Origin of the sequence: Celeribacter baekdonensis, assembly GCF_003047105.1 — a bacterium.
Taxonomy (GTDB): domain Bacteria; phylum Pseudomonadota; class Alphaproteobacteria; order Rhodobacterales; family Rhodobacteraceae; genus Celeribacter; species Celeribacter baekdonensis_B.
The window spans coordinates 1,815,463-1,838,611 of the sequence record NZ_CP028475.1 but is presented as its reverse complement, the minus strand read 5'-3'; the positions used below and the strand labels follow the sequence as shown (position 1 = coordinate 1,838,611).

Below are 23,149 nucleotides of genomic sequence, written 5' to 3'. Positions count from 1 at the left end.
GACTCTTTTGGTCCACTTGCGAAGACCATGCGTTAATTTCTGTTTTTTTGCAAGAATCAATCTCTTGGACGCTGTTTGTGATGTGGATAAGTCACAAGAGCGGGTGCAATCGGTTGATCTGTTTGTGTCTTTTTCCGCCAAAAGGCGGCGGGGTGCCCCCGTCGCCTTTGATCATTTTATCATATGAGCCGCAGGTTTGTGCAGATCAGTTTGTGCAGGGGATCGGCATTTCAATGATCTCTGCGCCTTTGCGGGTGCGGACTGTACACACGGGGGCTTTGGGCGCTTCGGACATGATCGTTTCTTCGGCAATGCCCAAAAGCGTGCGTTGATCCACTTCGACCCCGCCGACGATCGTATCGTCATTGCGTCCAACCAACGAGAGCGACAAGCGACCTGAACTCTGGGCTGTTGCCAATCCTGCAACTTGGGTCGGGGTGGCTTCGACGGTGACGGTGCGGGCGATGATCGAGGCTTGGCGTTCGCCATTTGCGGTTTGGTCAACGGCCACCAATGGGATCGAGGTTAGGATCAATTTGGTGGCATCAGAGGTGGAGCCGGGCAGGCGGCCCGTCCAGTAAATGTCAACACGGTCGCCTGGACGCAACAGGCCGGACACACCGGTAGAGACATCCACCTTGATCGCAAAGGCGCGCATCCCTTTGGACAGGCGTGAGGCAACGCCCGCGTCTTCGCCGGGGGCGCTCATTTTGACCGCCATCAGCGGTTCCATTGGTTCGATCGTGCGCAACGCGACGCGCGTTGCCTCAGGCCCTTCAGGGAAAAGACCCTCTTCGGTGCTAAATGCGCCTTCGGGCAAGGCCTCGACGGGCCATCTGACTTTCTTGACCATCTCAGGGGTGATTTCATCGCCAAAATTAATCAATGCTTTGGACACGAAAATCTCTTCCGTTTGGATCATTTCGGCCCGCATTGCTTTTTCGTGGTTCAATTCGGCTTGATAGGTGGACATGTAGCCCTTGGTCATATGCACGGCAAATCCGGCCAATGCGACGCCAATCACGAGAACCAATCCGAAAATAATACGCATAGTGTCTTTCCTTTGCTTCCGGGGTCTCGGGTCGCTTTCAGCGGCCACCCCTTTTGCTCCATCCCCACACCCTGTCTTTAAATTACGGCATTTTGGTGGTCGTTGGGCGGCGCTGATGTGAATTTATGCGTGGGCAGAGACAAAGCGGGCGAAACGACCGTGTTGTTGTTTTGATCCGTCGAGGTCCCAATCCTCATAAGGCGGATTCATGTGGAAAGCCGCGCTCTGTTCCAGAGCGCGGCTTTTGATTTTGCGCCATGGCCCGAGGGCCAAGGTCTTTAGTATGTGACGACAGAGCGTGTAGCGAGATCGCTGGAAATGGTGTTGCCGAGGGTTTTGGTGCCGCCGGACACGGAGGTCAGAACAGCGATGCCGAGGCCAACCACAGCGGCGGTCAGAACAACCCAGTCAACGGTCACAGCACCGTCTTCGTCGCGGGAGAATTTGTTTGCAAGTTTGAAGAATTTCATTGGTGTTACTCCAGTTACGAGATGGGATTAGTAGGTGACGACAGAGCGTGTAGCGAGATCGCCGGAAATGGTGTTGCCGAGGGCTTTGGTGCCGCCGGACACAGAGGTCAGAACAGCGATGCCGAGGCCAACCACAGCGGCGGTCAGAACAACCCAGTCAACGGTCACAGCACCGTCTTCGTCGCGGGAGAATTTGTTTGCAAGTTTGAAGAATTTCATTGGTGTTACTCCAGTTACGAGATGGGATTAGTAGGTGACGACAGAGCGTGTAGCGAGATCGCTGGAAATGGTGTTGCCGAGGGTTTTGGTGCCGCCGGACACGGAGGTCAGAACAGCGATGCCGAGGCCAACCACAGCGGCGGTCAGAACAACCCAGTCAACGGTCACAGCACCGTCTTCGTCGCGGGAGAATTTGTTTGCAAGTTTGAAGAATTTCATTGGTGTTCCCTCCAAGGATACAGGTCTATTTTTTCCACGTCTTAGCATTTGGAGCGTTGGCGTTTCCCGTGCCGTGTGCCGCTCTGTCTTGCTTTCGATGAGGCTATATGGCCTTTGAACTGGGGCAGGAGTTGGGCAGCATTGGTACGTTTTTGGCACTTTGAAATTCTTCAAGAATAATATTGCTAAGTATTTGAAAATGCGTAATAAAAAATTTTAACTATTTTGCAGAAAAATGCTTTTTTGGTGTTTTTAGAGTTAAAATTCAAATTTGATTGAGTCTGTTTGAGGTTAAATCACTGGCAGAAAGGTATGATTTTTGCCAAACTGGGATCAATCAACAGCACGCGCGTATAAAGACGTGCCAACCCCGAGCCGTAAAAGTTAGAGATATGTTCATGATCACCGCAGTCGCGCGCAGGCTTTGCGCCGTCGGGTCTCAGGCGGGTGCCGCCTTGGCGCTGACGTCTTTTATATGTGTTGGCGCTTGGGGGACACCCAGTTTGGCACAAGACGCTACCCCAGAGGCCGCGCCTAAGGCCTATGTCCCCCCCCCGGCTTGGCCCGACGTCAAACCCAAGCGCATCGGCGTGCCAACGGGAGGCGCGGGCAATCTGATCACGGTGCAAATCCGCCCCGGCATGAAAACTGTCAAAGCCCCGCCCCAACCGACCGCGGTGCCAGAGGGCTTGCCGGACGCGTCGAGCGCCGATTTGATGGCGTGGTATTGGAACGCGGTGCCGCATGATCTGTTCGGCGCAGGCCCCGAACGGTTTAGCGCCGCCTTGGCGGCACTTGAACTGTCCGAGGCGCGTGCGGTGCCCAAACCCAGCTTTCAACAGATCACCGATCTGGCCAATCGTTACGGGACCTCGTTGTTGATGCATTCCATCGGCACCAAGGTCAGCCCGGCTTTGGCGCTGGCGGTGATTTCAGTCGAATCTTCGGGCAAAGAGGACGCTGTGAGCGGGGCAGGGGCGCAGGGGCTGATGCAGCTCATCCCAGACACCGCCGCGCGGTTTGGTGTTGATCCCACCGACCCGGACCAAAACATCAAAGGCGGCATCGCCTATCTCGATTGGTTGATCAATGAGTTCAACGGCGATGTGGCGCTGGCGCTGGCAGGATACAATGCCGGTGAAAACGCGGTCAAATCCAACAATGGCCCCCCGCCCTATGCCGAGACCCGCGCCTATGTCCCCAAAGTGCTTGCCGCATGGCAGGTGGCCAAGGGCCTCTGCTTGACCCCGCCCGAACTGTACTCGGATGGCTGTGTGTTTGCCACCAACGCGGTGCGGGCACAAAATTAACGGACATGAAAAAGGGGCCGCGAAGGCCCCTTTATATTGTCTCGCTGTCGCGCTCAGATCGACATTTTCTTAAAAATAAATTCCGGGATATGCCGGATGATCAACATGATGTAGCGCCAGAAAAACGGCGTGTAGATCACGTTCTTTTTCTTGGCGACGGCGGTCAAAATATCGCCTGCTACGGCATCGGGCGAGGCGACCAAAAACATCCCTTCGATCCCCCAAGTCATCGCCGTATCGACAAACCCCGGTTTCACCGTGACCACATGGCCGCCTGCACGCGTCAACCGATTGCGCAAGCCGGACAGGTAGGTGGCAAAGCCCGCTTTCGCCGAGCCGTAGACGTAATTTCCGATCCGGCCCCGGTCGCCCGCCACCGATCCGACACCCACAACCGTGCCTTGGCCACGCGCCTCAATGTGAGGCGCGAGCATGTGCAGGAAAGTGGCCGGGCCGGTGTGGCTGTCGGTGACAACGCCTGCGATCAGGGCGGGCGTGGCGTCGATGTCGGATTGCTCGGGCATGGAGCCGACGAACACCGCGCAGTTGATCACGCCCTCTTCCGTTGTTGCGCGCTCAATAATTTCCGCAAACGTGTTGGTGTCGCGGGCGTCAAAGGGCAACGCTTCGGCCGTTGCGGCACCGCGCGCCAGACAATCGGCCGCCGTGGCCGCCAAATCGTCCATGTCGCGGCCACATAAAAACAAGGTCGCGCCCTCTTTCGCCAAGCGCCGCGCCATCGCCCGCGCCATCGACGAGGTTGCCCCCAAAATGATCCAGCTTTGTTGCATCATGCCGCTCCTGTGCCATCGCGCAGGCCCAACCGGCGCACGAGGTCTGTCTCAAAGGTCCGCTCCGGGTCGGCTTTCGCCACCGCTTTGGCCCATGTGTCTTGGTCCGGGTACATGCCCGCGATCTGCGCCGCACTGGCCACGCTGTCCTTGGCGAAATAAATCCGCCCGCCCGCGTCATGTGCCATGTCTGTGAGTTCGGAAATCACCTCTTCCGCGCCGTCTCGATTGGGGAAATCCACGGCCAAAGTGTAGCCCTCCATCGGGAAGGACATGTAGCCGCCGCGTCCCGTGCCCATCTTTTTGAGCACCGCCAAAGGCGAGGCCAGACCGGAGGTGCCGATCCGCGTCAACATCATGCGCAGCACCTCGACCTGATCCATCGGCACAACGCATTGGAATTGGTGAAAGCCACGTTTGCCGTAAAGCCGGTTCCAATTGTGGATCGCATCCAGCGGGAAAAACGGTTCCGTGATGGGTTTGACCGAGGTGCGGCCTTTGGCCGGAACCCGGCGGAAATACAGCTCGTTAAACACCCGCACCACTGGGGCCGAGAGCGCCCAGCTTGGGGCATTGAACGGCACCGATTTCACCGCATCGCGGCTTTTGTTGATGCCGGAGGTGATTTCTCCCTCCTCCAAAATCCCACGACCCAGCCGTGCGCCCGTCGCGGTCGCATCCATCCAGCCCACGGTGTAATCGGTCCGGCTCTCATCAAAGGCGACAAGGAAGGCATCCAGCCCGTCAATGCGCCGCTCGGTCAGAACCATCATGTCGCCTTTGCAGGGCATGAGTTGGAGTTTCGCGCTGGCAATCACCCCGGTTTGACCCAGTCCACCAACGGTGGCTTGCCACAGATCAGGGGCGGACTTCGGTGTTATTTTGCGAGTTTTCGCGCCTTGGATCAGGGTGATCGCGGTCACATGCTGACCAAAGGAGCCCATCACATGATGATTTTTACCATGCACATCATTGGCGATACAGCCGCCGACCGTGGCAAATCCCGTGCCCGGCATCACCGGCGGGATCCAGCCCTTGTTGGCAAACGCGCGGCCCAGATCGCCGATCGGCATCCCGGCTTCGACCTCGACACCTCCGGTGGCCGGATCAAAGGCGATCACCCGATCCAGCCGGGTCATATCATAGGCGCGACCCTCGTCGTTGAGCGCGACATCGCCATAAGAGCGGCGCATGCCAAAAGCCGGCGCGCGGGTTTCAGCCAGATCACGAGACAGGGTCGAGCGACGTTCGGGACGGGCCACCAAACCAGAGGCCACGCGGGCGCGCCCCCAGCCGGTGTAGGTGAGTTTATTCCAGGCCATATTGGACCTTCTTTGACAGACGTTCAGCGAAAGGGAAAACCACGAGGCCGATGAGAATGGCGAACCAAAGCGTGGTCAGGCGAATGAGGACAGTGGCGGGCACGGACATGGCCAAGGGCACGCCTTCGAGGGACAAAAGCGCGATCATCGCGGCCTCAGCACCGCCAAGTCCGCCGGGCGCGCCAGTCAGCCCGCCCGCCAATGTGGCAAACAAAAAGATCGCGATGGCACTGGCGGCGTGAACTTCGGCGCCCATCCAATGCAGCAGGAGATAAAAGGCCAATCCTTCGGCCAACCAGCCGCAAAAGGCCAAGGCCGAGCCTGCAAACAAGGTGCCACCTTTGGAAAACGGCTCAAGCGAGCGCGCGGCGCGGCGGATGCGGGCAAACAGACGCGGGGCTTTGCCCGTACTGCGATGCCCAAACTGGGCGAGGCTGGCCAAAAGCCGGGGGCGCGTGGCGATAAAGGCGGCCAAAAGTGCTGCGATCACAACGGGCACTGCGCCCGAAATCTGCGACCCAGAGGCCATAAGCGCCGCCCCCATCAACACAGCCATTGCCGCCAAATCAGAGGCGCGATCGACCAAGACAAGCGGGGCGGTGCGTTCAAACGCCCAACCGGTTTCGCGTTTGATCCAACGCATCCGCACCAATTCTCCGACGCGTCCCGGTGTGACCGTCATGGCAAATCCGCCCAGAAAATGGCGCAGGTTGGTGGTCAAGCAAAGCGGCAATCCGAGGTGGCGGGCAAACAGGTGCCAACGCAGCCCGCGAAACAGATAATTGACCAACGAGAGCGCCAAAAGTGCTGCGCCTTGCGGGATCGAGAGCTTGGTGATTTGGGCGCGGACTTCGTCCCATCCGGTCGCGGTCACCGCGCCGATCAGCCCGACCGCAAGCAAGACCAAAAGCCCAAGCATAATGGCACCGTCGCGCAGCCTTGGAGACAGGCGCGGGGCCTTTTGGGGGGCGGATATGGGACGCTGCTCGGCGGACATGGACATTTTTGGCTCTGTGTGTGGCCTGATTTCCCCAATTTTTAGCGACAAATTGGGGCAAGAATATGATGCTGTTTCTAATTTTAGAACAATAGGGGTAAAGAAAATGCGCGGCCACCCGTTTGGGCCGCCGCGCGTTGTTTTGAATTTAAATGTTCGCAGATGCCTTAGTCGACAATCGTCGCCTCGGTCGCGGCGCGCAGCTCGGCCTCGGTCACACCGTCTGCGCATTCGACGATTTTCAAACCGCCCTCAACCACGTCCAGAACGCCCAGGTTGGTGATCACCCGATCGACCACGCCAAGACCGGTCAGCGGCAAGGTGCATTCCTTCAGCAATTTGCTCTCGCCGTGTTTGTTGGTGTGGTCCATCACCACCACAACCCGGCCCACGCCCGCGACCAAATCCATCGCGCCGCCCATGCCTTTGACCAGCTTGCCGGGGATCATCCAGTTCGCCAAATCGCCCTTTTCATCGACCTCCATCGCGCCCAAAATCGCCATTGCAATCTTGCCGCCGCGGATCATGCCAAAGCTGAACGAGCTGTCAAAATAAGCGGTGTTGGGCAGCTCGGTGATGGTCTGCTTGCCCGCATTGATCAGGTCTGCGTCTTCGTCGCCCTCATAGGGGAAGGGGCCCATGCCCAACATGCCGTTTTCAGACTGGAGTGTCACGTTGACGCCTTCGGGGATGAAATTGGGGACCAAGGTCGGGATGCCGATGCCGAGGTTCACATAGGTGCCGTCTTCAAGTTCCAATGCGGCGCGTGCCGCCATTTGATTGCGATCCCACATGGCTTATGCCTCCGCTTTCTGGCGCACGGTGCGCTGTTCGATCCGCTTTTCATGCGTGCCTTGAATCAGGCGATGGACATAGACGCCGGGCATGTGGATGCAATCGGGGTCGAGGCTGCCGACGGGCACAATTTCCTCAACTTCCATGATGCAGACCTTGCCGCACATCGCGGCGGGTGGGTTGAAATTGCGGGCGGTTTTGCGGAAAATCGCATTGCCGGTTGCGTCGGCTTTCCATGCTTTCACGATGGAAATATCGGCGAAAATACCCTCTTCGAGAATGTAAGTCTCGCCGCGGAAATCCTTGTGCTCTTTGCCCTCGGCGATCACCGTGCCGACGCCGGTTTTTGTGTAAAACCCCGGAATGCCTGCGCCACCGGCGCGCATCCGTTCGGCCAAAGTGCCCTGCGGGTTGAACTCAAGCTCCAACTCGCCCGACAGGTATTGCCGCATGAATTCGGCGTTTTCACCCACGTAAGACGACATCATTTTCTTGATCTGGCGCGTCTCCAACAGCTTGCCAAGGCCAAAGCCATCGACACCTGCGTTGTTGGAGGCAATCGTCAGATCCTTAACGCCGCTTTCCACCAGCGCGTCGATCAACAACTCAGGTATCCCGCACAGCCCAAACCCCCCGGCTGCGATCAACATTCCGTCCTTTAAAAGCCCATCTAAGGCCTCTGTGGCGGAGCCGTATACTTTCTTCATCACTCTCTCCCGTTTCCTTTGGCGCAATTGGAATGAATCCGGTGCGGCCTGTCAATGGAGGATGCCGCACTGCAACAAAATGGTGCAGCAAAAAGGCCCCGATGAGGGGCCCTTTGGTGGATGTGACTTGGCTCTGAGTGCGAAAATCGTCTGATTTACTCGTCAGCAGGCTTCGGAGTCACCGCTTTTTTGGCCGCTGGTTTCTTGGTTGCGGGCTTTTTCGCCGCCGGTTTTTTCGCAGGTGCCTTTTTCGCCGGGGCTTTCTTTTTGCCGCCCTTGGCCGCTTTTTCCGCGATCAATGCCACGGCTTGCTCCATGCTCAGGTCTTCAGGCGTGACGTCTTTCGGCAAGGTCGCGTTGATCTTTTCCCATTTCACATAGGGACCATAGCGACCTTCCATAATGCTGATCGCGCCGCCGCTATCGGGATGGTCACCTAATTCTTTCAATGGCTTGGCCGCCGCAGAGCGACCGCGCCCCGGATTGTTGCGCTTGTCGGTGATCAATTCAACCGCGCGGTTCATGCCGCATTCAAACACATCGTTCGGGTCTTTGAGATTGGCGTAAACCGGTTTTTCGTCGCCCGGCAGTTTGTGCATCAAATAGGGACCAAAGCGTCCAAAATTGGCAGAAATCACGCCGCCTTCCGGGTGTTCGCCGATCCGGCGCGGCAGACTCAAAAGTGTGAGCGCCTTTTCAAGGTCCATCGCATCCGGTTCCCACCCTTTCGGCAAAGAGGCGCGTTTGGGCTTTTTATTTTCTTCCGAAACTTCGCCGCGCTGCACGTAGGGGCCATAGCGACCCGAGCGCAGGGAGATTTCGTTGCCGTCCTCATCCTCGCCCAAAATCCGGTCGCCGGCTTCGGCGGCATCGCCACTGATCGGGCGGGTGTAGCGGCATTCTGGGTAGTTCGAACAGCCGACAAAGCCGCCCGAGCGCGAGGTTTTCAGGTGCAGGTTGCCTTGGCCACAGAGCGGACAGACGCGCGGGTCGCTGCCATCTTCGCGCGGCGGATAAAGCTGTGGGGCGAGGGCGGCGTCCAATTTGTCAAGCACTTCGGAAATCCGCAACTCGGAGGTCTCGCCAATGGCCGCTGAGAAATCGCGCCAGAATTTCGCCAAGACCTCTTTGTAATCGAGATCGCCCGCCGAGATTTCGTCGAGCTCCTCTTCCAAGTTGGCGGTGAATTCATAGCCGACATATTTGCGGAAAAAATTCATCAAAAAGATCGTGACGATCCGGCCTTTGTCTTCGGGGATCAGGCGGTTTTGCTCTTTGCGGACATATTCGCGATCCACAATCGTGGTCAGCACGGAGGCATAGGTCGAGGGACGACCGATGCCCAGCTCTTCCATCCGTTTGACCAAGGTCGCTTCGGTGTAGCGCGGCGGTGGGTTGGTATGGTGTTGCAGACCCAAAATGGCGTCATCACCAGCCAAAATCGCCTCTTTTTCAGCGGCTTGCGCTTTGAGCCCACCTGCGACACGTTTCAACGGCTCGCCGTTCATAATTTGCGGCAGGCGACCTTCGTCATCCTCGTCCACGTCATCACGGCCTTCGGTATAAACCGCCATAAACCCATCAAACACAACGACTTGCCCAGTGGCGCGCAGCACGACCTCGTGGTCATCAGAGGTGATGTCCACGGTGGTCCGTTCAAGGCGCGCCGCCTCCATTTGTGAGGCAATGGTGCGTTTCCAGATCAGGTCGTAGAGTTTGCGTTGATCCGCATCCGTCAGCTTTGCTTCATCGGGGGAGACAAACATGTCGGTCGGGCGAATACATTCGTGGGCCTCTTGGGCGTTTTTGGCTTTGTTTTTATAAATCCGTGGGTTGGCGGGCACATAGCGGTCGCCATAGCGGGCTTTGATCGCATCGCGGGCCTGTGTCACCGCCTCGGGTGCCATGTCGATCCCGTCGGTTCGCATATAGGTGATGAGGCCCGCCTCGTAGAGGCGTTGCGCAGCGTTCATCGCTTGGCGTGCGCCCATGCCGAATTTGCGCGAGGCTTCCTGTTGCAGGGTTGAGGTCATGAACGGGGCAGAGGGGTTGCGCGCGCCGGGTTTGGCCTCGACCGAGGCGACTTTGAGCACGCGCGAGCTGACCGCTTGCACGGCCATTTCGGCGGTGAGGCGGTCTTTGAGGTCGAATTTGTCGAGTTTCTTACCCGAAAGCTGGGTCAGGCGCGCTTCAAAAGATTGCCCGCGTGGGGTCTCCAAAAGGGCTTTGACGGTCCAGTATTCTTGCGGATTGAAAGCTTCAATCTCGGTTTCGCGTTCGACGATCAGGCGTAAACAGACGGATTGCACCCGTCCGGCCGAGCGCGCGCCGGGCAATTTACGCCAGAGCACCGGGGACAGGTTAAAGCCGACAAGGTAATCCAACGCGCGGCGCGCCAGATAGGCATCGACCAGCGGCACATCGACTTGGCGCGGGTGTTTCATCGCTTCCAAAATCGCGGTTTTGGTGATGGCGTTGAAGGTCACGCGCGACACGGCGGTGGATTTTTTGATCGCTTTGCGTTTGGTCAGCGCCTCTTGCAGGTGCCACGAAATCGCTTCGCCTTCGCGATCAGGGTCAGTTGCGAGGATCAGTTCGTCGTCGTCTTTGAGCGCATCGGCGATGGCTTTGACGTGTTTGCGACTGTCCGCGCCGATCTCCCAGGTCATGTCGAACTCGTTGTCGGTGTCGACAGATCCGTCTTTGGCGGGGAGGTCGCGGACGTGGCCATAAGAGGCGAGGACGGTGTAATTGCTGCCGAGATATTTGTTGATTGTTTTCGCCTTGGCCGGGGATTCAACAACAACAACTGGCATGGACTGTCCTTCGGGTTATGATTTCTTGGCCTTATGGCGGCGGAAAATGGGGCCTGCAACGACTGATTGTCAATGTGGCATCTACGGTTTTTTTGCGCCAAAGCAAGCCTGTTCTGCCCATCATGCGGCATGATGTCCGCGCGATACCTAAAGGTATCGTGCCAAAAACCCGTGGACCTGCGGCTTTGGGAATTTTTTGTGACAAGGCGTGTGACAGGGGAAATGGCTGACGGGGCGGGTGTCATCCAAGAGCCAAAAGCCCGCCGGGTTTGCGGAAGATGCGGCCATCGAGTTCGAGAGTGAGAATCTCAGAGCTGAGTTGGTCCGCCGGGATTCCGATGTCGCGGATCAGGTCGTCCTCGGGCAGGGGCGCACCGGAAAGACGGGCGAGGATTTCGACATGCAGCATGGCGTGGTCTTTGAACCCGCGCGAGTCTGAACCGGGCGCGGGCCGCGGCGTGACGGGAATGGCGGTCGCGGGCGTGTGTTGCACGGTTTGAGCCAAGGGCGATGCGGCGGCCAGCGTGTCGATCACATCGCGCGCCCCGCGCACCAAAGTGGCGCCATCGCGGATCAACATGTTGCAGCCAGATGTGCGGGCATCAAACGGATGCCCCGGCACGGCCATGACCTCGCGCCCCTGATCCAAGGCATTGCCCGCCGTGAGCAGTGAGCCCGAGCGCGCCGCCGCCTCGATCACCACGGTGGCGTGGGACAGGCCGGAGACGATGCGATTGCGCATTGGGAAATGCCGGGCGAAGGGTTTCATGCCAAAGGGCTGTTCCGAGATCAAAAGTCCGGTCGCGGCGATTTTATGGTAAAGATCGGTGTTCTCGGTGGGGTAGATCACATCCAGGCCGCCTGCCAAAACCGCGATGGTGCCGCTCTCAAGCGCTGCTTCGTGCGCCGCGGCATCAATGCCGCGGGCCAGACCGGAGGTGATGGCAAAGCCTTCCTCACCCAATTCACGCGCCAGAGTGCGGGCGAACCGCACGCCCAATGATGAGGCATTGCGTGCGCCGACCAGTGCCAAAGAGGGGCGTTCAAACAGCGATATGTCGCCTTTGACCCAAAGCGCGGGCGGGGCGTCGTCAATCAGAGCAAGAAGGGCGGGATAGTCGGGATCGGCGCGGGTGATCAAACGCGCGCCATGTTTACGGCCAGCTTTTAATTCGGCCTCAACAACACCGCGCGGACAGGTTTGATAGTCGGAGACACCAGCGTGTTTGGCAATTTCGGGGAGCGCCTCAAGGGCGGTGGCCGCATCGCCGTGTTCCTCAAGCATCCGATAAAAGGTGCTGATGCCAACGCGGCGGGAGCGCAAGAGGCGGAGCCAATCGACCCGATCTTCCACGGTGTGGGGTGGGGTGAGGGGGTGGTGGGAAGGGATGAACTCCAAGATCAACTCTCTCCGTCTCTTGCCCTTTCACATTGCCGCAAATTGGTTAATGAGGCGTTACCAAAACCCAAAAAGATTGCATTTGAGCGGAATGATTTTGAATTTTTTTACCATACCGTCCGCCTTGCGCGCCTAACCCACGCAAAAGGGCGACCTCTTCGGCCGCCTTGTTCATAATGGTTAACGCGTCACGCCTTTCACCTGAGGCATGGGAAAGGCGTGACGCTGCCAGATGCATCCATGGTGTGGGCGTTCCGCCATACACCCGTGAAACAGGTTTATGGCGGAACGCTTTAACGTGATCCGGTCCGATCCGCGTGGAAGGTCAGGCAGAGCCGCCAACGGTCAGCCCGCCGATCAAAAGCGTCGGTTGCCCCACGCCCACCGGCACCCATTGCCCTGATTTGCCGCAATTGCCGATACCCGGATCGAGCGCCATGTCATTGCCAATGGCGCGGATGTTGCGCATCGCAGTGGCACCATCGCCAATCAGCGTCGCGCCCTTCACCGGCGCGCCAACGCGGCCATTTTCGACCCGATACGCCTCGGTGCAGTTAAACACGAATTTGCCATTGGTGATGTCGACCTGACCGCCAGAAAAGCCCACGGCATAAATCCCGTCTTTGATCTCGGAGACGATCTCTTCGGGGGCGGCGTCCCCGCCAAGCATATAGGTGTTGGTCATCCGGGGCATTGGCGCATGGGCGTAGCTTTCGCGGCGACCATTGCCGGTGGGGGCGACATTCATCAGACGGCCGTTTTGGCGGTCTTGCATGTAGCCGACGAGGATGCCGTCTTCGATCAGCGTGGTTTTTCCCGACGGCGTGCCTTCGTCATCGACCGAAATCGACCCGCGCCGATCCGGGATCGTGCCATCGTCCAAGACGGTGACGCCTTTGGCCGCGACCTGTTGCCCCATCAGGCCCGCAAAGGCGGAGGTGCCTTTGCGATTGAAATCGCCCTCAAGCCCGTGGCCGACCGCTTCGTGCAACAACACGCCCGGCCAGCCATTGCCAAGGGCAACGTCCATGACGCCCGCAGGGGCAGGAACGGCCTCAAGGTTGACGGAGGCGATGCGCAGGGCCTCGCGGGCGACGGATTGCCAATGCTCAGGCTGCAAAAGGCCGTCAAATCCATAGCGTCCTCCGCCGCCCGACGCGCCGCTTTCGCGTCGTCCAGCCTGATCGACGATGACCGAAATGTTGAGCCGTGCCATCGGGCGGATGTCGGAAACAAGCGTGCCTTCGGGGCGCAGGATGAACACCTCTTGATGCGAGGCGGCCAGCGTGGCGGAGACTTGGACCACGCGCGGGTCGAGATCGCGCAGATAGGCGTCAATTTCGCCCAATGTGTCGATCTTGACCTCAAAGGCTGCACCATCGAGCGGGTTCTCATCGGTGTAGAGTTTGACATTCGTGGCGCGCGGGCCCTCGGCCAGGCTGCCGCCGCCATCGCCCACCGCAAGGCGGGCGGTTTCAGCGGCGCGTTTGATCGCGGCTTCGCTGATGGTGGTGGAATGGGCGTAGCCTGCGGTTTCGCCGCGCACGGCACGTAGACCGAATCCTTCGGAGGCATCATAGGAGGCGGTGCGAATCCGTCCATCATCTAAAACGATGCCTTCGGAGGTGCGTCGTTCAAAGAACAGCTCGCCATCATCGGCCCCATCCACGGCGTCACGCAGAATCGACAGCGATGTGTCGAGGTCGAGTGTGTTTGTAAATGGGTCAAAACGTCTCGATGGCATTGATTTTTCTCCCTTGGGACTTGATCTAGATCAAAAAAACCGCTCAAAGCGGCGGGGAATTCTTGTCCCGTCGCGTCTAATATGGTTTTTGATGGGAAAGACTCAAACGAAAACGCACCCGCATGAACGGGGCGGCATCGACAGGCCCCTGCCTTCGACTGCAATTATGGGAAGAGAGAATGCGCACAAAACCCCTTTTGTCCGGCTTGGCGGCCGTTTTTTTCGCAACCCTTGGCGCGACACAAGCCTTTGCCCAAGACACGGGTGAGCTTTTGGGCGCGCCTGTTTCCGGGAAAATGGGCTTTCAGCCCGCCGCGACCGAGCTGGCGCGCGATATTCACGGTTTGGATCATATGCTGAACTGGATTATCGGTGCGATTGTCCTTTTCGTCGCACTTTTGATCCTCTGGGTGATCGTGCGCTACAATGCACGCGCCAACAAAACGCCTGCGACCTTCACCCACCACACTCAGATCGAGGTGGCTTGGACGATTGTGCCGATTTTGATCCTTGTGGTGATCGGGGCCTTCTCGCTTCCGGTTTTGTTCAAGCAACAGGAAATTCCTGACGGCGATATTTACATTAAAGTCACCGGCCACCAGTGGTACTGGGGCTATGAATATGTGGACGAAGGATTTGAATTCGACAGCTACATGATCGGTCAACCGGCCACCGGCGGCGAATATATGCGCACCCCTGAGGTTGAGAAGATGCTGGTGGATGCGGGCTACACCCCCGATGAGTTCCTGTTGGCGACGGACACAGCCGTGGTCGTGCCGGTTGGCAAAACCATCGTCATGGGCGTGACCGGCGCCGACGTGATCCACAGCTGGACCATCCCCGCCTTTGGCGTGAAACAGGATGCTGTTCCGGGCCGTGTGGCTGAACTTTGGTTCAAAGCCGAGAAAACCGGCACCTTCTTTGGTCAGTGTTCCGAGCTGTGCGGCAAAGACCACGCGTTTATGCCGATCACGGTGAAGGTTGTGTCTGAGGAAGACTACGCCACATGGTTGGCGGGCGCGAAAGAAGAATACGCCGCGCTTGAAACCGCTCCGAGCGCCGTCAAATTGGCCTTGGCCGAGTAAGCGTCTTTCATGATTTCAGGTGAGGGCGGGTCAACCGCCCCATCTGGCCATTAAGCCCCACGCACGAAGACCCCACGACCCCCAAGTCCAAGTTTAAGGCACCCTATCCACACAGACATAGACCCCAAAGGGGCAGGTTTGAGAGGATAGGGCCAAAGGAATAGGTAGACGCGATGACTGACGCGACGATCAATATGGACGACAGCCGCGAGGCCGGGTTTGGCGATTACTTCGCCTTGCTCAAGCCGCGTGTGATGTCTCTCGTCGTGTTCACCGCCTTCGCGGGCATGATCGTCGCGCCCGGTGGTATTCACCCGTTTATCGGCTTTTTCGCCATTCTGTGCATCGCCATTGGCGGCGGCGCCTCCGGTGCGCTGAACATGTGGTATGACGCCGATATTGATCAGGTGATGAAACGCACGAAATCGCGTCCGATCCCGTCGGGCAAAGTCGCGCCCGAAGAGGCGCTGGCGATTGGCCTCACCTTGTCGGCCTTCTCGGTTGTCATGCTGGGCCTTGCGACCAATTGGGTCGCTGCCGGGCTTTTGGCCTTTACGATTTTCTTTTACGCCGTGGTCTATACCATGTGGCTCAAACGCTCGACGCCGCAGAACATTGTGATTGGCGGGGCCGCTGGTGCCTTTCCTCCGATGATCGGTTGGGCGGCTGTGACGGGGGACATCACCCTGCCGTCGGTGTTGATGTTCATGCTGGTGTTCATGTGGACGCCGCCGCATTTCTGGGCTTTGGCGTTGTTTATGAACGCGGATTACGACAAGGCGAAAGTGCCGATGTTGACCGTGACCCATGGCAAGCGCGTCACACGCAATCATATCCTGGCCTACACCGTGCTTTTGGCGCTGACCGCGGGTGCGATGTTCCTGACGCCTTTGGCCGGCTGGGCCTATCTGGTGGCTTTTGTCGTGCTCAATGGCTTGTTCCTGAAAGGTGCTGTTGTGATTTGGCGCCGCAATGAGGACCAAGCCGAGGCCGACAATTACAAGGCAGAGCGGGCGTTTTTCAAACTGTCGCTGGCCTACACTTTCCTGCATTTCACTGCACTGATGGTGGACAAAGGGCTTATGGCCGCGGGCCTTGGAGGGCCGTTCTAAGATGGCAATCACTAAACTTCACGAAATTCATACCCGCCGCCGGTCCCGCAATGTAGGGCTTGGGCTGGCCTTGGGCGCGTTTGTGATTTTGATGCTGGGGCTTACCGTGGCGAAAGTCACCGTGATTGATCCGGCGATCATGCAACGGGAGATGGCGAAGTAATGGCGCTTCAGGGACCGCAAAAAACAGTTCTGCAACTCGTGGGGGTCGTTGGCCTCATGGGCGGGCTGGCTTGGGCGTCCGTGCCATTTTATAGCTGGTTTTGTGCGGTGACCGGCTTTGGTGGCACCACGGCTGAGGCCTCGACCGGGTCCGATGTGATTCTGGACAAGACGATCAAAATCCGGTTTGACGCCAACACCGACCCGGATATGCCATGGGAATTCAAACCCGTCGAGCGCACGATGGAGTTGCGGATTGGTGAAACCGGGCTGGCCTTTTACGAGGCGTACAATCCAACCAACCGCACCATCGGCGGCACCGCGTCCTACAACGTGGCGCCGTTTGAAGCGGGCGGGTTTTTTACCAAAATCGACTGTTTCTGTTTCACAGAACAGGTGCTCAAACCGGGCGAGCGTGTGCTCATGCCCGTGACCTTTTATGTCGATCCCGAAATCACCACAGACCGGGATGCGCGGTTCGTCCATCGCATCACCCTGTCTTATACCTTTCACGAAACCGACCTGCCCGACGACTACGCCGCTCTTGAGAGCGACGAAGCCCCGGTTTCAGGTCTGAACTAAGCTCGCATACGGGCAACCACCTCAAGGGAGAGGGACGCACATTATGGCGCATGAAAAGAACCACGATTACCACATCCTGCCGCCGTCGCCGTGGCCGCTCATGGGCGCTGTCGCAGCTTTCATCATGCTGTTTGGCGCTGTTCAGTGGATGGCCAATGACAACCCGTACATTTTCCTGATCGGCTTTATTGGCGTGCTTTACGTGATGTGGAGCTGGTGGTCGGACACGATCAAAGAAAACCAAGCGGGCGATCACACGCCGGTGGTCCGCATCGGCCTGCGTTATGGCTTCATCATGTTCATCATGTCCGAAGTGATGTTCTTTGCCGCATGGTTCTGGGCGTTTTTCAAACACACGCTCTATCCGATGTCCGAATATCCGGGCGCGACCTATGTGCCGCCAGAAATCATCCCGATCGACGCGTTTCACCTGCCGCTGATCAACACGCTGATCCTGCTGTGCTCTGGGGCCGCTGTGACCTGGGCGCACCATGCGTTGGTGCATGGCAATATCCGCAAAGACATTGTCGCTGGTCTGGCCATCGGTGTCGGTCTTGGCGGTCTGTTCACCGTGTTCCAAGCCTATGAATATTATGAGCTTTTCGTCCATGAAGGTTACACGTTTGGCGGCGACTTCTTCTTTGGCTCCTTCTTCATGGCGACCGGGTTCCACGGCTTCCACGTCATCATCGGTACGATTTTTCTGACCATCTGTCTGGTGCGGTCGATGAAGGGGCATTTCACCCCTGACGATCACATCGGCTTTGAAGCGGCGGCGTGGTACTGGCACTTTGTGGACGTTGTTTGGCTGTTCCTCTTTGTGGCGGTGTACATCTGGGGCCAATAAGTTTGGCACAGATCGGATGAGTATTTTGCTCACGATCAAGACTTGATAAAAGGGCGCGATATTCGCGCCCTTTTGCTTTGGGCCAGTTTTGGAGACGATTTGGAGGCGATATGCTCAAACGAATGATCTTTCCCACCCTGATCGGTGTGATCGGCTGTGGCATCCTGATCTGGCTCGGGACATGGCAATTGGCGCGGATGGACTGGAAGGCAGGTATTTTGGCCGAGATCACCGCCGAAATTACCGCCGATCCCGTGCGGGTGCCCGCCGTGGTGGACCCGTCGATGAAATACCTTCCGGTTTTGGGCGAAGGGGTGATCGGGGATGAGGAACTGCATGTTCTCGTGTCGCGCAAACAGATTGGTGCGGGCTATTTGATCATCGCGCCACTGACGCTGACGGACGGGCGGCGGGTGTTGTTGGATCGTGGCTTTGTGGATGAGATGGCCAAGGATGGGCCGCGCCCAAAAGGGGCTGTGTCTGTGGTCGGCAACCTGCACTGGCCCGATGATATGAACAGTTCGACCCCCGCACCGGATTTGGGCCGCAACATCTGGTTTGGCCGCGATATTCCCGCCATGGCGGCGGCTTTGGGCACCGAGCCGATCCTGATTGTCGCGCGCGACAGCACGGGGGAGGGGATCGAACCGATCCCAGTTGGGATCGAAGGCATCCCCAATGACCATTTGCAATACGCGATCACATGGTTTTCGCTGTGTCTTGTCTGGTTTGGGATGACTCTCTTCCTCTTGTGGCGTATCAGAACCCGAAAAGTTTAAAGCGGCGGACACAATGCGTTATATCTCGACCCGCGGCCAAGCGCCGGTGCTCTCATTCGAACAAGCGATGCTGACGGGGCTGGCCTCCGATGGCGGGCTTTATGTGCCTGAAACCATCCCGACACTCAGCGCGGATGAGATCGCAGGCCTTGCTGGAAAATCCTATGAAGAGGCGGCGTTTATCGTCATGCGCCCCTTCATAGGCGACACGTTCACCGACGCGGAATTCAAAGAGATCATCGCCAAGGCCTACGCCGGGTTCAAACACGATGCCCGCGCGCCCTTGGTGCAACTCGGCCCGAACCATTTCCTGTTGGAACTGTTCCACGGGCCGACCTTGGCGTTCAAAGATTTCGCCATGCAACTGATCGGGCAATTGTTCCAAGCGGCGCTGTCGCGCTCTGGCAAACGCGTCACCATCGTTGGCGCGACTTCGGGTGACACCGGGTCGGCGGCGATTGAGGCGTTCAAAGGCTTGTCCAACGTCGATGTGTTCATCCTGTTCCCGCATGGCCGCGTCTCCGACGTGCAGCGTCGTCAAATGACCACACCGCCTGAGGCCAACGTGCATGCGCTGGCGGTTGAGGGCGATTTCGACGATTGCCAAGCCGCATTGAAAGAGATGTTTGCCGATATCGAGTTCCGCGATCACGTCAAACTGGCCGCCGTGAATTCAATCAACTGGGCGCGGGTTTTGGCGCAGGTGGTCTATTATTTCACCTCCGCCGTCTCGCTGGGCGCGCCGCATCGCGAGGTGTCGTTCACCGTGCCGACCGGCAATTTTGGCGACATTTTTGCGGGCTACATTGCCAAACGCATGGGCCTTCCGATCAAGGATCTGGTGATCGCCACCAACCAAAACGACATCCTGCACCGCACCATGGTGACGGGCGCTTATACCAAAGAGGGCGTGACCCCCTCGATCAGCCCGTCGATGGACATCCAAGTCAGCTCCAACTTTGAGCGGGCCTTGTTCGACGTCTATGATCGCGAAGGCGGGGCGATTGCGCAATTGATGACGGAACTCAAAGCGGGCGAATTCAAAATCTCGCAAGGGGCGATGGATCGTTTGCGCGACACGTTCACCTCTGGACGCGCCTCGGAAGACGAAACCTCTGCAACGATCACCGATATGTACAAACGTACCGGCGAAGTGCTTTGCCCGCATACGGCTGTCGCAGTGAAGGTCGCCGAAGATCACCTCAGCGAGGTGCCAATGGTGTCGCTGTCCACCGCGCATCCGGCGAAATTCCCCGCCGCCGTCGAGGCCGCCTGTGGCATTCATCCCGCCTTGCCCGACCATATGGCTGACCTGTTTGAGCGTGACGAACGCTTTACCGTGGTTGCCAATGACCTAGATGGTCTGAAATCCCTAATTAAGGAGCGCCTCGCTTGAGCCCACGTACCCACACATTGCCCAATGGGTTCCGCATTGTGACGGAACTTCAACCTTCGATGCAGAGCGCCTCGATTGGCGTCTGGGTCATGGCCGGTGGGCGGCACGAACGGGTCGAACAAAACGGTATCGCGCATTTTCTGGAACATATGGCCTTTAAGGGCACCGCACGGCGCACGCCGTTGGAAATTGCCGAAGTGTTGGAAAATGTCGGCGGGTATCTGAATGCCTATACATCGCGCGAGGTCACGGCCTATTACGCGCGGGTGCTCAAGGACGATGTGTCTTTGGCCCTTGATGTGATTGGTGACATCGTTCTCAATCCGATCTTTGACGCGCGCGAACTCGAAGTTGAACGGGGTGTGATCCTCTCGGAAATTGGTCAGGCGCTCGACACCCCTGACGATGTGATTTTCGATTGGTTGCAAGAGGCGACATTCCCCAAACAGGCGCTTGGCCGCACCATCTTAGGCCCCGCTGAACGGGTCCGCGCCTTTTCACGCGATGATCTGGCGGGTTTTGTTGAAGAACATTACAGCCCGGAGCGGATGGTGCTTTCGGCGGCGGGCCATATTGATCATGACCGCATCGTGGCGGAAGCCACGGAGATTTTCGGCGGGCTTAAATCGCACGGTCGCGATCAGGCCGACCCGGCGCGCTTTGAGGGCGGTGAATTCCGCAAGGTTAAAAAGCTTGAACAGGCGCATTTCACGCTGGCCTTTGAGGGACCGGGATATCGCGACGAAGACATTTACATCGCCCAAGCCGCAACCACGGCTTTGGGGGGCGGCATGTCGTCTCGTTTGTTCCAAGAGCTGCGCGAAAAGCGCGGGCTGTGCTATACGATCTATGCGCAATCGGGGGCCTATGCCGACACTGGCATGACCACGATTTACGCGGGCACCTCAGGCGATCAGGTTGGCGAATTGGCCGAGCTGACGATTGATGAAATCAAACGTGCCGCCGATGAGATGACCTTGGTCGAGGTTGACCGCGCCCGTGCGCAGATCAAGGCAGGCCTGCTCATGGGGATGGAAAGCCCGTCCTCGCGTGCTGAACGCAATGCGCGGATGATCGGGATTTGGGGGCGCGTGCCCGCCGTGGAAGAAACCGTCACACGCATAAATGCGGTGACTTTGGACGGGGTCCGCGATTTCTTGGCCAAGATCGGCACAAGCCGCGCCTCTATGGCGCTCTACGGCCCGGTCAAAGGCGCTCCCGATTTGGCAGACCTGCGTGAAAGGTTCGCCGCCTGATGTTCCAACGCCGACCGAAGGTGAGGATCGACACGGAGCGCCTTGTGCTCCGTTTGCCTTTGCATTCGGACTATCGGGCGTGGGCCGGTCTTCGGGATGAAAGTGCAAATTTTTTGCAGCCTTGGGAACCGACTTGGGCCGAGGATCATTTGGCGCGAAAAGCCTTTACCAACAGGGTGTTCTGGGCCGAGCGGTCGTATAAATCAGATGCGGCTTTGGCGTTGTTTTTGACCCGACGCGAAGATCAGGCGCTCTTGGGGGCGCTCACGCTTGACAACATCCGCCGTGGCCCGTCGCAAGCGGGCACCATCGGCTATTGGATCGGCGCGCGCTACGCCCGCCAAGGCTATATGAAAGAGGCCATCGCCGGTATGGTGCATCACGCCTTTTCACGGATGGACCTCAGCCGGATCGAGGCGGCATGTTTGCCCGAAAACGTGGCCTCGCGTGGGGCATTGGAAAAGGCCGGATTCAAATATGAAGGCGTGGCGCAATCCTATCTTCAGATCAATGGCCGCTGGCGCAATCATGTGTTGTATTCGGCGCTGCGCCATGATCGGCGCGGGCCCACCACCGTGGGCTTGGCCTAAGCGCGGCCCAAACGGAGCGACCATGTCGCGCAGAGGAGCTTGATCCATGACCCAGCCTGCCACACCCGCGTTTCTGGACCGACTTGCGGCGGCTTTGCCGACGGGCACCCTACGCACGCGCCATCCCGGTGAGTTGGACGATCCGCGTGGGCGCTATCATGGCCAAGCGGCGGTGATTGCCTGTCCTCACTCGGTTGAAGAGGTTTCGACCGTGGTGCGGATGTGCCATGAGACGGGCGTGGGCGTTGTGCCTTTGGGCGGGGGCACGGGGTTGGTTTTGGGGCAGGTGGCCTATGACGGTCCCGCGCCGGTGATCCTATCCTTGGAGCGGATGACGGCGATCCGCGCGGTCTACGCATCGGAAAACGTGATCATTGCTGAGGCGGGCGCGATTTTGGCGGATGTCCAAGTGGCCGCCGATCTGGTCGAACGTCTGTTTCCGCTGTCCTTGGCCTCTGAGGGCTCGTGTCGCATCGGCGGCAATTTGGCGACCAATGCGGGTGGGCTTAATGTGCTGCGCTACGGCAATGCGCGCGACCTGTGTTTGGGGCTTGAGGCCGTGATGCCCGACGGGTCGATTTGGCACGGGCTCAAACGCCTGCGCAAAGACAATACGGGCTACGATCTTAAGAACCTGTTGATCGGCGCTGAGGGCACTTTGGGTGTGATCACAGCGGCCAGTTTGCGGCTTTTCCCGCGCCCGGATCACGCGGCTGCGGCGGTGTTCGTGGTGCCCTCGCCTCAGGCGGCGCTGGAGCTTTTGGCCATGGCGCAAGCGATGATTGGCGAGGGCATTTCCGCCTTTGAACTGATGTCGGGCATGGGGTTTGCGTTTCTGTCGGAGACAATGCCGGATCTGCGCCAACCGTTTGCGACCGCGCCGGAGTGGTGCGTGTTGATTGATCTGGGCGTGTCTGGGACCAGTGATCCAACGGAGCGGCTGGCCGCTTTGTTTGAGGCCGGGAGCGCGGCAGGGCTGGTGGGCGACGGTGTCCTGTCACAAAGCGAGGCGCAGCGTCAGGCGTTTTGGGCGCTGCGGGAAAACATTCCCGAGGCCAATCGGCGCATTGGCTCGATCTCGTCGCATGACATTTCCATCCCACTGTCGCGCATCCCGCATTTTATCCCTGAAGGGATTGAGCGACTTGGAAAAATCGCCGACATCCGGGTCAATTGCTTTGGCCATTTGGGCGACGGAAACCTGCATTATAACGCCTTTCCGGCCAAGGGACGGACCCGCGCCGACTATGAACATGTCCGGGGTGCGATCAAGGCTTGTGTGCATGATTTGGTGGCCGAATTTGACGGCTCGATCAGCGCGGAACACGGGGTCGGGCGGCTCAAAATGGAAGATTTGGAACGCTACGGCGATCCGGTTAAATTGGCCACGATGCGGGCGATCAAAACCGCGCTGGACCCGAAAGGCATCATGAATCCGGGTGCGGTTTTGCGCCGGATCGAGTAAAAAGCTACGCCCTGACCGGGGGGCGGTCAGGGCGC

23 protein-coding genes are annotated in these 23,149 nt (G+C 58.4%); 11 read left to right on the top strand and 12 right to left on the bottom strand.

What is annotated here, in order from left to right; translation table 11 throughout:
* Nucleotides 1–205 precede the first annotated feature (205 nt).
* From cpaB to DA792_RS12535, 4 genes are all read right to left on the bottom strand, one after another.
* On the bottom strand, nucleotides 206–1,051 hold the full coding sequence (cpaB, locus tag DA792_RS12550; protein ID WP_107720230.1) for a Flp pilus assembly protein CpaB: 846 nt from the start codon (nucleotides 1,049–1,051) through the stop codon (nucleotides 206–208).
* Between the two features lie 278 nt (nucleotides 1,052–1,329).
* On the bottom strand, nucleotides 1,330–1,521 hold the full coding sequence (locus DA792_RS12545; RefSeq protein ID WP_107720228.1) for a Flp family type IVb pilin: 192 nt from the start codon (nucleotides 1,519–1,521) through the stop codon (nucleotides 1,330–1,332).
* 27 nt (nucleotides 1,522–1,548) lie between these two features.
* Complete coding sequence (locus DA792_RS12540; RefSeq protein ID WP_107720229.1) at nucleotides 1,549–1,740, bottom strand: Flp family type IVb pilin; 192 nt, start codon at nucleotides 1,738–1,740, stop codon at nucleotides 1,549–1,551.
* A gap of 27 nt (nucleotides 1,741–1,767) precedes the next feature.
* Complete coding sequence (locus tag DA792_RS12535) at nucleotides 1,768–1,959, bottom strand: Flp family type IVb pilin (protein WP_107720228.1); 192 nt, start codon at nucleotides 1,957–1,959, stop codon at nucleotides 1,768–1,770.
* Nucleotides 1,960–2,351: 392 nt separating this feature from the next.
* On the opposite strand from DA792_RS12535, the gene DA792_RS12530 reads away from it, so the two are divergent.
* A complete protein-coding gene (locus tag DA792_RS12530; RefSeq protein WP_107720227.1) occupies nucleotides 2,352–3,269 on the top strand; it encodes a lytic transglycosylase domain-containing protein in 918 nt (305 codons plus the stop codon).
* Between the two features lie 53 nt (nucleotides 3,270–3,322).
* Here DA792_RS12530 and DA792_RS12525 read toward each other — a convergent pair whose 3' ends face one another.
* From DA792_RS12525 to tldD, 8 genes are all read right to left on the bottom strand, one after another.
* On the bottom strand, nucleotides 3,323–4,060 hold the full coding sequence (locus DA792_RS12525; protein WP_107720226.1) for an SDR family oxidoreductase: 738 nt from the start codon (nucleotides 4,058–4,060) through the stop codon (nucleotides 3,323–3,325).
* A complete protein-coding gene (locus DA792_RS12520) occupies nucleotides 4,060–5,382 on the bottom strand; it encodes an FAD-binding oxidoreductase (RefSeq protein ID WP_107720225.1) in 1,323 nt (440 codons plus the stop codon). The genes DA792_RS12525 and DA792_RS12520 overlap by 1 nt, the downstream gene beginning before the upstream one ends.
* A complete protein-coding gene (locus tag DA792_RS12515; RefSeq protein WP_254679241.1) occupies nucleotides 5,369–6,385 on the bottom strand; it encodes a lysylphosphatidylglycerol synthase transmembrane domain-containing protein in 1,017 nt (338 codons plus the stop codon). Before DA792_RS12515 ends, DA792_RS12520 begins: the two co-directional genes overlap by 14 nt.
* Nucleotides 6,386–6,546: 161 nt before the next feature.
* The gene (locus DA792_RS12510) at nucleotides 6,547–7,173 is read right to left on the bottom strand and encodes a 3-oxoacid CoA-transferase subunit B (RefSeq protein ID WP_107720224.1); all 627 of its coding nucleotides are present in this window, start codon (nucleotides 7,171–7,173) and stop codon (nucleotides 6,547–6,549) included.
* Nucleotides 7,174–7,176: 3 nt separating this feature from the next.
* Nucleotides 7,177–7,881, bottom strand: coding sequence for a CoA transferase subunit A (locus DA792_RS12505; RefSeq protein ID WP_107720223.1), 705 nt, complete (start codon nucleotides 7,879–7,881; stop codon nucleotides 7,177–7,179).
* A 155-nt stretch (nucleotides 7,882–8,036) separates the two neighbouring features.
* Complete coding sequence (topA, locus tag DA792_RS12500) at nucleotides 8,037–10,697, bottom strand: type I DNA topoisomerase (protein WP_107720222.1); 2,661 nt, start codon at nucleotides 10,695–10,697, stop codon at nucleotides 8,037–8,039.
* 241 nt (nucleotides 10,698–10,938) lie between these two features.
* Nucleotides 10,939–12,102, bottom strand: coding sequence for a DNA-processing protein DprA (gene dprA, locus DA792_RS12495; RefSeq protein ID WP_107720221.1), 1,164 nt, complete (start codon nucleotides 12,100–12,102; stop codon nucleotides 10,939–10,941).
* Between the two features lie 319 nt (nucleotides 12,103–12,421).
* Entirely contained in the window at nucleotides 12,422–13,840 is a 1,419-nt protein-coding gene (tldD, locus tag DA792_RS12490; RefSeq protein WP_107720220.1) for a metalloprotease TldD, read from the bottom strand.
* Nucleotides 13,841–14,019: 179 nt separating this feature from the next.
* On the opposite strand from tldD, the gene coxB reads away from it, so the two are divergent.
* From coxB to DA792_RS12440, 10 genes are all read left to right on the top strand, one after another.
* Nucleotides 14,020–14,925, top strand: coding sequence for a cytochrome c oxidase subunit II (coxB, locus tag DA792_RS12485; RefSeq protein ID WP_107720219.1), 906 nt, complete (start codon nucleotides 14,020–14,022; stop codon nucleotides 14,923–14,925).
* A 173-nt stretch (nucleotides 14,926–15,098) separates the two neighbouring features.
* Nucleotides 15,099–16,037 (top strand): heme o synthase, encoded by a 939-nt coding sequence (cyoE, locus tag DA792_RS12480; RefSeq protein ID WP_107720218.1) that lies wholly within the window; start codon nucleotides 15,099–15,101, stop codon nucleotides 16,035–16,037.
* A gap of 1 nt (nucleotide 16,038) precedes the next feature.
* The gene (locus tag DA792_RS12475) at nucleotides 16,039–16,200 is read left to right on the top strand and encodes a cytochrome C oxidase assembly protein (protein ID WP_107720217.1); all 162 of its coding nucleotides are present in this window, start codon (nucleotides 16,039–16,041) and stop codon (nucleotides 16,198–16,200) included.
* Nucleotides 16,200–16,781, top strand: a complete 582-nt coding sequence (locus DA792_RS12470) for a cytochrome c oxidase assembly protein (protein ID WP_107720216.1) — start codon at nucleotides 16,200–16,202, stop codon at nucleotides 16,779–16,781. The genes DA792_RS12475 and DA792_RS12470 overlap by 1 nt, the downstream gene beginning before the upstream one ends.
* A 43-nt stretch (nucleotides 16,782–16,824) precedes the next feature.
* Nucleotides 16,825–17,628: a cytochrome c oxidase subunit 3 gene (locus DA792_RS12465; RefSeq protein ID WP_107720215.1), complete on the top strand. Its 804-nt coding sequence runs from the start codon at nucleotides 16,825–16,827 to the stop codon at nucleotides 17,626–17,628.
* Nucleotides 17,629–17,738: 110 nt separating this feature from the next.
* On the top strand, nucleotides 17,739–18,407 hold the full coding sequence (locus DA792_RS12460; RefSeq protein ID WP_107720214.1) for an SURF1 family protein: 669 nt from the start codon (nucleotides 17,739–17,741) through the stop codon (nucleotides 18,405–18,407).
* 13 nt (nucleotides 18,408–18,420) lie between these two features.
* Nucleotides 18,421–19,803 (top strand): threonine synthase, encoded by a 1,383-nt coding sequence (gene thrC, locus DA792_RS12455; RefSeq protein WP_107720213.1) that lies wholly within the window; start codon nucleotides 18,421–18,423, stop codon nucleotides 19,801–19,803.
* Nucleotides 19,800–21,059 (top strand): M16 family metallopeptidase, encoded by a 1,260-nt coding sequence (locus DA792_RS12450; RefSeq protein WP_107720212.1) that lies wholly within the window; start codon nucleotides 19,800–19,802, stop codon nucleotides 21,057–21,059. The genes thrC and DA792_RS12450 overlap by 4 nt, the downstream gene beginning before the upstream one ends.
* Nucleotides 21,059–21,649: a GNAT family N-acetyltransferase gene (locus DA792_RS12445; protein WP_107720211.1), complete on the top strand. Its 591-nt coding sequence runs from the start codon at nucleotides 21,059–21,061 to the stop codon at nucleotides 21,647–21,649. Before DA792_RS12450 ends, DA792_RS12445 begins: the two co-directional genes overlap by 1 nt.
* Nucleotides 21,650–21,695: 46 nt before the next feature.
* Nucleotides 21,696–23,114 (top strand): FAD-binding oxidoreductase, encoded by a 1,419-nt coding sequence (locus DA792_RS12440; protein ID WP_107720210.1) that lies wholly within the window; start codon nucleotides 21,696–21,698, stop codon nucleotides 23,112–23,114.
* Nucleotides 23,115–23,149: the final 35 nt, after the last annotated feature.